The following is a 10,892-nucleotide window of genomic DNA, read 5'->3' on the forward strand; positions in this document are numbered from 1 at the left end:
AGCTCAACGTCATCGCCGCGGTGATCATCGGCGGCACGAGCCTGTTCGGTGGGCGCGGCTCGGTGATCGGTTCGGTGATCGGCGCGGTGTTCATCGGCATCCTGGCCTTCGGGCTCGTCGTCCTCGGCCTCTCCACCACCATCCAGGAGATCGTCAAGGGCATCATCATCATCCTCGCCGTCTCCCTCAACCGCCGGTAAGCCATGCACAGCACCTTCCCCCTGATCGACGGCCGGATGTTCATCGGCGGGCGCTGGAGCAGCGGCGCCGCCGAGGGCTGGATCGATGTCCATTCCCCCGCCACCGAGGAACTGGTCGGCCGCGTCCCTGCCGGCACGGCCGCCGATGCCGAAGCGGCGCTGGCCGCCGCGCGCGCCGCGCAACCGGGCTGGGCGGCGCTGCCGCCGATCGAGCGGGCCAGGCACTTGCGGCGCCTCGCCAGGCTGATCGAGCGTGACCGGGAGATCATCGCGACGCTGGTCACCCGCGAGCAGGGCAAACCGCTGGCCCATGCGCGGGGCGAGGTCGATGCCTGTGTGGGGCTGATATCGTTCGCCGCAGACAGCGCGCGGTTCATCGAAGGCGAAATCATCCCCTCCGACATCTCAGGCGAGGAGCTGTGGTTGCGCCGGGTGCCCTATGGCGTCGCGGTCGGGCTCACCGCCTGGAACTTCCCCATCGCGCTCGCCGGCCGAAAGCTCGGGCCGGCTTTGGTCGCCGGCAACACCATGGTGATGAAGGCGCATGAGCTGACGCCGCTGGCGCTGCTGGAGATCGGCCGGCTGACCGAGGAGGCGGGCCTGCCGCCGGGGGTGTTCAACATCGTCACCGGTGGCCGCACAGTGGGCGAGGCGCTGGTCGCGAGCCCCCACTCCGACCTCGTGACCCTCACCGGCAGCGTTCGCGCCGGCGGCGAAATCCAGCGCGCCACGGCCGGGAGTTTCAAGGCGATCCGGCTCGAGCTCGGCGGCAAGGCGCCGTTCATCGTCATGGCCGATGCCGATCTCGAGGCAGCGGTCGAAGCCGCGGTCAGCAGCCGCTTTTTCAACTGCGGCCAGGTCTGCACCTGCAACGAGCGGATGTATCTCGATCGCCGCATCGCCGATCGTTTCATCGAGCGCTTTCTCGCCCGCGTCGCCGCGCTGCGCGTCGGCGATCCGCTCGGCGATGTCGATATGGGCCCCAAGATCAGCCGGGCCGAACGCGACAAGGTTGCTGCGATGGTCGATGCCGCCGTCGCCGGCGGCGCGGAACTGCTGGCCGGCGGCCGGGCGCCCGCGGGCGAGGGGTTTGCACGAGGCCATTGGTATGAGCCGACGGTACTGCTGGCGACGGATAATTCGAGCCCGATCATGCAGGAGGAGATCTTTGGCCCGGTGGTGCCCTATCTCGAAGTCGCCGATTTCGACGAGGCGTTGCGCCTCGCCAACCAATCGGCCTATGGGCTCTCGGCGTACCTCTTCACCCGCGACCTCACCAATGTGATGCGCTTCAACCGCGAGAGCGCCTTCGGCGAGCTCTATATCAACCGCGGGGCAGGGGAGCTGGTGCAGGGTTTCCACTCCGGCTGGAAGCAATCGGGGCTAGGCGGCGAAGACGGCCGGCACGGGCTCGACAATTATTTGCGGAAGAAGCTGGCCTATGTCCGCGCCTGAGCCGTTTGCCCGGGCCGATGCGGGGGAATGGGTGAGCTTCGCCCCCGGCAAGGCGCGGCGGGTGCGGCTCCACACGCCCGAGCTGATGCAGGTCGAAGCGCGGATCGCCGCCGGGCTGAGCACCGCAAGCCACAGTCACCCGCATGTGCAGGTGAGCTTTGTGCTTGCGGGGCGGATCCGAGTGACGGTCGGGGACGAGACGGCTGAACTTGGCCCCGGCGACAGTTTTGTCGTGGCGTCAGGGGTGGAGCATGGGGCGACGGCACTGAGCGATGTGACGCTGCTCGATACGTTTACCCCGGCGCGGGAAGATTTTCTGGGGTAGGGCCCAAAACTGCACGGTCCGAGCTACGCCACCGCCAGATGAATCCGGCCTGCTGCAACATTGGCGAGGAACCGCGCCAGGTCGCGCTCGTAGACCGCCTGGGCGGCGTCGGTTGGGGTGAACCATTGGCGTTTGCGCTGTTTCTTCTCGTCCCAGCTCGCCAGTTCCTTTGCCACCTGCAGCGAATAGACCACTGCCTGGGAGGGGCGAGTCGTGCCGTCGTCTTCCTGGCGGACGTAGAAATAGGAGCCGATCGGGACTGGAGCGGCAGTGCCGGTGACCCCGGCTTCTTCCTCGGCTTCGATGCGGGCGGATTCGGCGTCGGATTTGCCGGGGATCACCCAGCCTTTGGGCAGCATCCACTTGGAATTGGTGCGCGAGGTGATGAGCAGCACGACAATGCTGCCATCGGCCTCGCGACGCCAGGGCAGCGCCGCGACCTGCCGGGCGCGTGGGCCCGCCTTGTCGCCTTTGCGCTTCTCGGCCATCAGGTGATCCAGGTGACGACGAAATAGGTGAGGGCCGACATTGCTGCCGCCGCCGGGAGCGTTACCACCCAGGCGATGACGATGCTGCCGGCAACGCCCCAGCGCACCGCCGAAACCCGGCGCGCCGCGCCGACGCCGACAATGGCGCCGGTGATGGTGTGGGTGGTGGAAACCGGGATGCCGAGCCAGGTGGCGGCGAACAGGGTAATGGCGCCGCCGGTTTCGGCGCAGAACCCCTGCATCGGGGTCAGCCGGGTGATCTTGGAGCCCATGGTATGGACGATGCGCCAGCCCCCCATGAGCGTCCCCAGCGCCATGGCGAACTGGCAGCTCAGCACCACCCAGAACGGCACGTGGAAGCTGTCGCCGAGCATGCCCTGGGAATAGAGCAGCACGGCAATGATCCCCATGGTCTTTTGCGCGTCGTTGCCGCCATGGCCGAGCGAATAAAGCGAGGCGGAAACGAACTGCAGGATGCGGAACGTGCCGTCGACGCGGAACGGGGTGGAGCGCACGAACAGCCACGAGACGATGAGGATGAGCAGCAGGGCGAGCAGGAACCCGGTGGCCGGCGACAGGAAGATGGCGCCGACGGTCTTGAGGAGGCCGCCCCACACCACCGCATCGAAGCCGGCCTTGGCCAGCCCGGCGCCGACGAGGCCGCCGATCAGGGCGTGCGAGCTGCTCGAGGGGATGCCCAGCAGCCAGGTGATGACGTTCCAGCCGATGGCGCCGAGCAGCGCCGCGAGGATCACCGAGGGATCGACCACCGCCGCCCCGACAATGCCGGTGCCGACGGTTTCGGCGACATGCAGGCCGAAAAAGAAGAAAGCGATGAAGTTGAAGAACGCCGCCCACATCACGGCGAATTGCGGGCGCAGCACGCGGGTCGAAACGATGGTGGCGATGGAGTTCGCCGCGTCGTGCAGCCCGTTGAGAAAGTCGAACAGCAGGGCGACGCCGATGAGCCCGATCAGCGCCGGCAGGGCAAGTGCGGTGTCCATCGCCTAGACGTTCTCGATCATGATGCTGGTGATCTCGTGCGCCACGTCGTCGAGGCTGTCGACCACGCCTTCGAGATCGACGAACAGCGCCCGGCCGATGAAGAAACGCATCGGCTCGGCCGCCCCATACTGCTTGTAGAGGGTGCGGAGGCCGGCATCGTGCAGGTCGTCGGCTTCGGATTCGAGCTTGCCGATCTCCTCGGCAATGGCGGCGATGCGGGCCTGGTTGGCGTTGAGCCGGGGCAGCAGGCCGATGGCTTCGGACATCAGGTGCGAGGCCTTCACTGCGATGGCGGCCATGGCCCCCATGCCGGGCTCGAACACCGTCACCTCGTAAAGCTGCGCGGTCTTGACCACCCGCCGCATCTTGTCGACGGCATCGTCCATCGACTGGATCAGATCGGTGATGTCGCTGCGATCGAAGGGGGTGATGAAGCTCTTGCGCACCGCCTGCATCACCTCGCGCGTCACGTCGTCGGCGGCATGCTCGAGATCGGTGATGCGCTGCCAGTGCCCGCCGATATCGGCACGCTCGCCGAACATCCGGTCGAGCTCGGCCGCCGCCTCGACGACAAGGGCGGCATGGCGCGTATAGAGGGTGAAGAACTCTTCTTCCTTGGGCATCAACGCCCGAAACCAGCCCAGCATATGCAAACCTTCCCGCTTTGGTCTTGCAACTAGCTAGGAGGGCGGAAGGCTGAGAAGTTCAACCTCGCGCGGCGGGAATGAACCGAAACTTTGTGCGCGCAGTCGGGACTCCGTCCCGCTTGCGGAGGAAGGATTCCCGACTGCACGCTCCGATACGTGTCAGTTCACCGCCGCTCCTGAGCTCAGGAACAGGCTGGCCCGCTCCGGTTGCGGGGCGAGGCGCAGGGCTTCGCCGATGCTGACGTCCACATCGCCCGGCAGGGCGGCGATGAGTTGTTGGCCGGAGGCGAGGGTGAGGGCGGCCAGGGTTTCGTTGCCGAGCCGTTCGACCAGTTTTACTGTTCCGCCGATCTGCTGCTCACCGGTCCGCTGATCGCCGGTTGGCTGGCTGCCCACCCGCTGTTCGCGGGAAGCCGTAGCGAGATGGTGCGGCCTCAAGCCGACGGTGACCTCGTCGCCACGGCTGACGCCGGCATTGGCGCGGGGCAGCACCAGGGTGCCGAGGTCGGCCGAGGCCAGCTTGACGCTGGTGGCATCGACGCCTTCGACCCGGGCTTTCAAGAGGTTCATCTTGGGCGAGCCGATGAAGCCGGCGACGAACAGGTTCGCCGGGCGGTGGTAGAGGTCGAGCGGCGAACCGATCTGCTGCACCACGCCGGCGTCGAGCACGACGATCTTGTCGGCCAGCGTCATGGCTTCGACCTGGTCGTGGGTGACGTAGATCATCGTGGCGCCGAGATCGGCGTGGAGTTTCGCCAGCTCCATGCGCATGTCGACACGCAAGGCCGCATCGAGGTTACTTAGCGGCTCGTCGAACAGGAACACCCCGGGGTGCCGCACGATGGCGCGGCCGATGGCGACGCGCTGGCGCTGGCCGCCCGAGAGCTGGCTGGGGCGGCGCTCGAGCAGGTGTTCCATCTTCAGGATGCGGGCGGCTTCGGCCACCTTGGCGTCCTTTTCGGCCTTGGGGGCCTTGGCGATGGTGAGGCCGAAGGCGAGGTTTTCGCGCACCGTCATATGCGGGAAAATCGCATAGCTCTGGAACACCATGGCGATCGAGCGATCCTTGGGCGGCAGGTCGTTGACCACCCGCTCGCCAATGGTCAGCGTGCCGCCCGAGATATCCTCGAGCCCGGCAATCATCCGCAGCAGGGTGGATTTGCCGCAGCCCGAGGGGCCGACAAACACGCAGAACTCGCCGTCGGCAATGTCGATATCGACACCCTTGATGACCTCGGTCGAGCCGTAGACCTTCCTGATACCGTCAAGCGATACGCGTGCCATCTCTGCTACTCCGCTGCGACTCTGATCGGGGTGACCGTGAGCAGCCCGTCGGGGCCGACGGTGACCGGATCGGGGTCGGTGACATAACCGCCGAACTGCGCCTTGCCGTTATCGGCAAAGCCGAGGATGCGCAGCCCGTCGGCGGTTTCGACGATGCGGGCGGCGTAGCGTCGGCAGGGCTCGGCGCCATCGAGGAAGGGGCCGGGGGCAAGCTGCCAGGGGCCGCGCGGATCGTCGGCGATGAGGTAATGCGTGCCGGTGACCGGGCTTTGCGGGTTGAAGCGCTTGTACGCCTCGGACCAGTGCGCGCTCGAGGTGCAGAACAGGCAATACCATTTGCCGCCATGTTCGAAGACCTGCGGCACTTCGAGCTGGCCGAAGCCGCCCGAGAAGACCGGCGGCTGCAGCGTCCAGGTCACGAGGTCGGGCGAGGTGGCAAAGCCGATAGCGCCGCCGGCATTGGGCTCGGCGACACCGGGGACGCGGGCGGTGAAATACATCAGCCAACCCTCGCCCCTGGGGTCACGCATCACCCAGGGGTCGCGCATGGCGCGATCGTGCCAGTGGCCGATGGCGTGCTCGACTTCGTATTGCGCCGCGGCCGGGCCTTCGAGATCGAGGCAGAAGCCGGTGCCGACGCGTTGCCAGTTGTGGAGGTCCGTCGAAGTGGCGTGGCCGACGCGCTGGTAGAGCGCCTGCTCTGAGCGGCGCGTGCCGGTATAGAACAGGTACCAGAGCTGATCATCGCCGCGGACCACCGAGCCGGTCCAGGTGGTGTAATCGTCCCAGGCGGGGCCGGTGCTGGGAGCAAAAGTGGTGCCCAGGTGCTGCCAATCGACCAGGTTGTCGGAGACGGCGTGGCCCTGGGTGACGTTGAGGTGCCTCAGGTCTGGGTCGCCGAGGCGCTTGTCGGCCTGCAGGAAGAAGCCGTGCCAGCGCTGGCCGTCGTTGACGTACCAGCTGTCCCAGATCCAGTTTTTTTCGAGGGCAATGACCATGAGGAACTCCGTCAGCCTTTGACGCCGGTCGAGGCGATCGAGGCAATGAATGCGCGTTGCAGGAAGAGGTAGAAGGCGAGCACTGGCACGGTGATCAGCGACAGGTAGGCCATGATCTCGCCCCAGGCCCGGTTGAGCTGGAAGAAGTATTGCAGCCCGACCATCACCGGCCGGTAGCCTTCCTGCTGCACCACCATCAGCGGCCACAGATACTGGTTGTACATGACGAGGAATTTGAGGATGGCGGCCGTCGCCAGCACCGGGCCGGCGAGCGGCATCACCACCTTGCGGTAGACCTGGCCCCAGCTGGCGCCCTCGACGCGGGCGGCTTCGATCAGCTCGCCCGGCAGATCCTTAAAGTACTGCACGAACAGGAAAATCGTCAGCCCATCGGCGATGAACGGGACGATCTGCACCTGGTAGGAGTTGAGCCAGCCGAAGGTGAGGCCGTCGAAGCCAAGCCAGGGGAGTTTCGAGGCGATCAGCAGCAGCGGGATGGCGATGGTTTCGAACGGCACGATGAGCGTCGCAAGGATCGCCGTCAGCACCAGCTCGCGGCCGCGCCAATCGACGAAGACGAAGGCGAAGGCGGCGGCCGAGCAGATGAGCAGCGACAGGATCACCGTGACGCCGGTGACCAGCACCGAGTTGAAGATGAACAGCCCGACCGGCGCCCGCTTGAACGCATCGGCATAGTTATCGAGCGAGATGTCGCCCACCGGCAGGAAGGCGGCAAAGCTGCCGGTATCGTTGAGCAGCTGCTGGTCGGGCTTGAAGCTCGACATCACCATGAAGATCAGCGGGAAAATGAAGATCACCGCGATCAGGATCAGCACGGCATAGCGCACCGCGAGACGCAGGCCACGGTTATCGGAGGCGATGGTCGCCATCACTGCTTCTCCCGGGTGAGGTAGCGCTGGATCAGCGAAATCGAGAACACGATGACGAACAGGATCACCGAGATGGTCGAGCCGCCGGAAATGTCCTGCTTGCCATAGCCGCGCTCGACTGCCTGGAAGACGATCGTCTGGGTGGAGTCGAGCGGCCCGCCGCCGGTCATCACATCGATCTGGCTGAACAGCGCGAAGGCCTGCATGGTGATGACGATGAGGATCAGCACCGCGGTGTTCCTGAGGCCCGGCCAGGTGACGTAGCGGAACACCTGCCACTTGCTGGAGCCCTCGATGGCGGCGGCCTCGTAAAGCGTCGGGCTGATGGTCTGCAGCCCCGAGAGCCAGATCACCATGTGAAAGCCCACCGCCTGCCAGATCGACATGGCGATGATGGCGCCGAGCGCCGTCGAGGGCTCGCCGAGCCAGTCGATGCGGGGCAGGGCGCCGAAGCTCAGCGCCGCCAGCAGGTTGTTCAAGAGCCCGCTGCTGCCGTCATAGATGAAGCGCCAGAGCAGCGAGACGACGACGATCGAGACCACCACCGGCATGAAATAGATGGCGCGGAACAGGTTGATGCCTTTGAGCCGCTGGTTGATCAGCAACGCCAGCCCCAGCGCCAGCCCGGCCTGCACCGGGGCGACGACGATGACGAAGATGAAGGTGTTGACGATCGCCTTCATGAACACGACGTCGCGGGCCAGCACATAGGTGGGGTGCTCGCCCAGCTGGAAGCTGAACCATTCGCGCATGCCGGCAAATTGCGGGAAATCCGGGTTGTTGCGGGTGACGCTGCGGAGCGTCGGGTATTTTGGCGCTCCGTCTGCATCGCGCAGCACGGCGCCCGCCGCGTCGCGCTCGGGTTCGAGTGTCAGCACACCGATGCCGAGCAACTGCTCGTAATTGGCAAGGCCGACGAATTCGGTGGGGTTGGGCGAGATCAGCCGCTGGTTGGTGAAGCTCAGCCCGATGGCGAAGATGAACGGCAGCACCACGAAGACCGCGATGAGCAGGGCCGCCGGCCCGGCCATCAGCCAGCCGACCCGGTTGGAGCGCGTGAACTTGGATGCCATGTCGATCTCGCGAGGGCAGGGGACAAGATCCCGGCCGAAGCCGGGATCCCCTTGGAGTCCAAGAGGACTCCTGGAGGGCCAGAGGGAGTGAGACCCTAGAAGCCGTAATCGCCGTTCTTCTCGATATCGGCGTCGATCTCGTCGACGGCGGCATCGAGCGTGTCGGCGACGGGGGCGCCCTTGGCGATATCGGCCAGCGCCTTCTCGAACACCTTTGCGGCGACGACGTAGCTCGGGGTCACCGGGCGCACCAAGGCCTGCTTTTCCGACAGCCCGTAGAACACGGCGAGCTTGCCGCCTTCCTTGTAGTTCTCGGTCATCGCGGCGGCGCTGGCGGTGGCCGGGATCAGGCCGATGCCGTTGGAATAGGCAGCGAGGTACTTATCCTGCAGCGCGAACTCGATGAACTTCGAGGCTCCATCGGGGTGGGCCGATTTGGCCGAGACGCCGAACTGCCACGATGCGGCGCCGATTTTCGGGCCATTGCCGAAATCGGGCGCCGGCAGGAACAGCACGTCGTCGAAGGCGGCGAGGGTGCCGAGCGCCGCCCAGTTACCGTTCCACGAGAAGGCATATTTGCCCGAGTTGAAGCCGGCATCGCGGGCCGCCGGATCCTGCGTAGCTTCGGCATAGCCATCGGTGAAGAGGCTCTGCCACCAGGTGCCGAACTCTACGGCCTTGTCGCCGTTCAGCACGCCCTCGGCGGTCTTGTAAGTGCTGCGGTCGATGATATCGCCACCAAAGCTCTGGAGGAACGGCGAGAACGCATAGGGGTACCATTCGCCGGTCCAGGCGGTGCCGAGATCGAGCGCATATTCGAACTTGCCCGAGGCCTTGGCCTTGCTGAGCGCGTCCATGAACTCGTCCTTGGTCCAGGGCTGCTCGAGCGTCGGGGTGCGCAGCCCGAGCTCGTCGAGGATCGACTGGCGGGTGACCAGCGAAATCGCGGCGTCCCACAGGCCGATCGAATAGAGCTTGCCGTCCCACATGCCCTTGGTGCCGGGGAGGAAACTGGCGATCTTGGTCTCATCGATCTGCAGCGGCTGGAGGTACCCGGCCCAGGCCCAGTTCGGCATCACCGGACCATCGACATCGACGATATCGGGCAGGTTCCCGGCCAGTGCCCCGGCGACGATGCTGTCATTGTAGGCCGCCTGCGGAAAGGCCTGCAGCTCGACCTTCCAGTCGGACTGGCTGGCGTTGAAATCAGCGGTGATCTGGTTGAGGATCGAGACTTCCTGCTCGCTGCCGGCGCCGTGATACCACATCGAAAGCGTGGTCTGGGCGAAGGCAGCGCCCGATGACAGCGTCGTAGCGAGCAGGATGCCCGCAAAGGTTCCGAACTTGCTCATGTGTGTTAGTCCTCCCTGACGAGTTTGAGCTGTGAGACGTTGGTGGGGCGCCGCTCGGTGACCGAGTTACGCCAGTAGACCGGGCCGGCCATCACGTCGGGGCCGGCCTCATCCCGGCTCTCGCCGGAAATCAGATCGAGCAGGCGCTGCGCGGCGCGCACGCCCATCGCGGTATAGGGCAGCTCCACCGTGGTGAGCGGCGGATAGAGCGTTTCGGCGATGACGCGGTAATTGTCGTAGCCGGCCACCGAGATATCGTCGGGGACGGCAAGGCCGCGCGAGCGGAGGATGCCGTAGACCTTGAGCGCCTGCCGGTCGTTACCGCAGCAGAACACCGTCGGCGGCTGGTCGAGGTTCAGCATCCGGTCGATGGCGGTCCACAGCACCTGCGTCTCGGTTTCCGGGCTGCCGATCTCGCCGCATTGCAGCAGCGCCGGATCATAGGCGATGCCGGCCTCGCCAAGCGCATCGCGATAGCCGGCACGGCGCAACCCGGTGGCGACGATATCCTCGCGCAGCGTCAGGTAGGCGATCCGCTCATGCCCGGCCGCGATCAGCCGCGCCACCAGGTCGTGCTGGCCGCGCCGGTCATCGGGGATCACCGCGGGGGTGCCGGCATCGTCGAAGCAGTTGGTGAGGACGATCGGGGTATCCTCGGGCACCGGCGGCAGCCGGACGTTCTGGTGGTAGGGGGCGACATAGAACAGGCCTTCGACCCGGTGCTCGAGGAAGGTCTTGATCAGGTCGGGCACGCGTTCCGAGCGGTTGCCCGAGTCCGCGATCATCAGCGTCTTGCCGGTGAGCCCGATGGTCTGTTGGATGCCGCGCACCAGCAGCAGTTCGGGCAGGCCGGCCGGCTGCGCCGGCTCGATCTGGTCTGAGATGGCGCCGGTGATCAGCCCGATCAGCCCGGATTTGTTGGAACGCATCATCCGCGCGGCGCTGGAGGGGACATAGCCGAGCGCGGCGATCGCGGCGGTGACCGCGGCGCGGGTTTTCTTCCCCACCGGCGCATCGCCGTTCAGCACCCGGCTCACCGTCTTGGGCGAAACCCTGGCGGCTTTCGCCACATCGTAAATCGTCGCCATCGCAGCCTCCCGTGGTCATGTCCGGTTTGTGACACCGATGTCATGACACCGATGTCATCTACTGGCGGATGGGGTGGGAGTCAATGG

At 65.9% G+C, this 10,892-nt stretch carries 11 protein-coding genes and 1 pseudogene; 3 read left to right on the plus strand and 9 right to left on the minus strand.

Translation table 11 applies throughout. The annotated features are described in order from the left end of the window. The 3 genes and pseudogenes from VW23_RS28860 to VW23_RS05305 form a co-directional block, all read left to right on the plus strand. A pseudogene (locus tag VW23_RS28860) lies at positions 1 to 200 on the plus strand (ABC transporter permease); the annotation flags it as partial. A gap of 3 nt (positions 201 to 203) precedes the next feature. Beyond that, positions 204 to 1,655 carry an aldehyde dehydrogenase family protein gene (locus VW23_RS05300; RefSeq protein WP_069908547.1) on the plus strand — a complete coding sequence of 484 codons (1,452 nt, stop codon included), beginning with the start codon at positions 204 to 206 and terminating at the stop codon, positions 1,653 to 1,655. Beyond that, a complete protein-coding gene (locus VW23_RS05305; protein WP_069908548.1) occupies positions 1,642 to 1,980 on the plus strand; it encodes a cupin domain-containing protein in 339 nt (112 codons plus the stop codon). Before VW23_RS05300 ends, VW23_RS05305 begins: the two co-directional genes overlap by 14 nt. A gap of 23 nt (positions 1,981 to 2,003) precedes the next feature. On the opposite strand, the gene VW23_RS05310 is transcribed toward VW23_RS05305, so the two are convergent. The 9 genes from VW23_RS05310 to VW23_RS05350 form a co-directional block, all read right to left on the minus strand. After that, on the minus strand, positions 2,004 to 2,468 hold the full coding sequence (locus tag VW23_RS05310) for an NUDIX hydrolase (RefSeq protein WP_069908549.1): 465 nt from the start codon (positions 2,466 to 2,468) through the stop codon (positions 2,004 to 2,006). After that, a complete protein-coding gene (locus VW23_RS05315) occupies positions 2,468 to 3,472 on the minus strand; it encodes an inorganic phosphate transporter (protein ID WP_069908550.1) in 1,005 nt (334 codons plus the stop codon). Before VW23_RS05315 ends, VW23_RS05310 begins: the two co-directional genes overlap by 1 nt. A 3-nt stretch (positions 3,473 to 3,475) precedes the next feature. Continuing rightward, complete coding sequence (locus VW23_RS05320) at positions 3,476 to 4,120, minus strand: DUF47 domain-containing protein (RefSeq protein WP_069908551.1); 645 nt, start codon at positions 4,118 to 4,120, stop codon at positions 3,476 to 3,478. A gap of 159 nt (positions 4,121 to 4,279) precedes the next feature. Then, positions 4,280 to 5,404: an ABC transporter ATP-binding protein gene (locus VW23_RS05325; protein ID WP_069908552.1), complete on the minus strand. Its 1,125-nt coding sequence runs from the start codon at positions 5,402 to 5,404 to the stop codon at positions 4,280 to 4,282. Between the two features lie 5 nt (positions 5,405 to 5,409). Next, complete coding sequence (locus VW23_RS05330) at positions 5,410 to 6,402, minus strand: glycoside hydrolase family protein (RefSeq protein WP_069908553.1); 993 nt, start codon at positions 6,400 to 6,402, stop codon at positions 5,410 to 5,412. 11 nt (positions 6,403 to 6,413) lie between these two features. Next, positions 6,414 to 7,292, minus strand: coding sequence for a carbohydrate ABC transporter permease (locus VW23_RS05335; RefSeq protein WP_069908554.1), 879 nt, complete (start codon positions 7,290 to 7,292; stop codon positions 6,414 to 6,416). Then, complete coding sequence (locus tag VW23_RS05340) at positions 7,292 to 8,365, minus strand: carbohydrate ABC transporter permease (protein ID WP_069908555.1); 1,074 nt, start codon at positions 8,363 to 8,365, stop codon at positions 7,292 to 7,294. Before VW23_RS05340 ends, VW23_RS05335 begins: the two co-directional genes overlap by 1 nt. Positions 8,366 to 8,460: 95 nt before the next feature. Next, entirely contained in the window at positions 8,461 to 9,717 is a 1,257-nt protein-coding gene (locus VW23_RS05345) for an extracellular solute-binding protein (RefSeq protein WP_069908556.1), read from the minus strand. A 5-nt stretch (positions 9,718 to 9,722) separates the two neighbouring features. After that, complete coding sequence (locus VW23_RS05350) at positions 9,723 to 10,805, minus strand: LacI family DNA-binding transcriptional regulator (protein WP_069908557.1); 1,083 nt, start codon at positions 10,803 to 10,805, stop codon at positions 9,723 to 9,725. Positions 10,806 to 10,892 lie beyond the last annotated feature (87 nt).

Source organism: Devosia insulae DS-56 (assembly GCF_000970465.2).
Lineage (GTDB): Bacteria > Pseudomonadota > Alphaproteobacteria > Rhizobiales > Devosiaceae > Devosia_A > Devosia_A insulae.

Excerpts from the sequence above, each read along its gene's own strand:
- VW23_RS05300 (WP_069908547.1), top strand. The coding sequence starts at position 204 with ATGCACAGCACCTTCCCCCTGATCGACGGCCGGATGTTCATCGGCGGG.
- VW23_RS05305 (WP_069908548.1), top strand. The coding sequence starts at position 1,642 with ATGTCCGCGCCTGAGCCGTTTGCCCGGGCCGATGCGGGGGAATGGGTG.
- VW23_RS05310 (WP_069908549.1), bottom strand. The coding sequence starts at position 2,468 with ATGGCCGAGAAGCGCAAAGGCGACAAGGCGGGCCCACGCGCCCGGCAG.
- VW23_RS05315 (WP_069908550.1), bottom strand. The coding sequence starts at position 3,472 with ATGGACACCGCACTTGCCCTGCCGGCGCTGATCGGGCTCATCGGCGTC.
- VW23_RS05320 (WP_069908551.1), bottom strand. The coding sequence starts at position 4,120 with ATGCTGGGCTGGTTTCGGGCGTTGATGCCCAAGGAAGAAGAGTTCTTC.
- VW23_RS05325 (WP_069908552.1), bottom strand. The coding sequence starts at position 5,404 with ATGGCACGCGTATCGCTTGACGGTATCAGGAAGGTCTACGGCTCGACC.
- VW23_RS05330 (WP_069908553.1), bottom strand. The coding sequence starts at position 6,402 with ATGGTCATTGCCCTCGAAAAAAACTGGATCTGGGACAGCTGGTACGTC.
- VW23_RS05335 (WP_069908554.1), bottom strand. The coding sequence starts at position 7,292 with ATGGCGACCATCGCCTCCGATAACCGTGGCCTGCGTCTCGCGGTGCGC.
- VW23_RS05340 (WP_069908555.1), bottom strand. The coding sequence starts at position 8,365 with ATGGCATCCAAGTTCACGCGCTCCAACCGGGTCGGCTGGCTGATGGCC.
- VW23_RS05345 (WP_069908556.1), bottom strand. The coding sequence starts at position 9,717 with ATGAGCAAGTTCGGAACCTTTGCGGGCATCCTGCTCGCTACGACGCTG.
- VW23_RS05350 (WP_069908557.1), bottom strand. The coding sequence starts at position 10,805 with ATGGCGACGATTTACGATGTGGCGAAAGCCGCCAGGGTTTCGCCCAAG.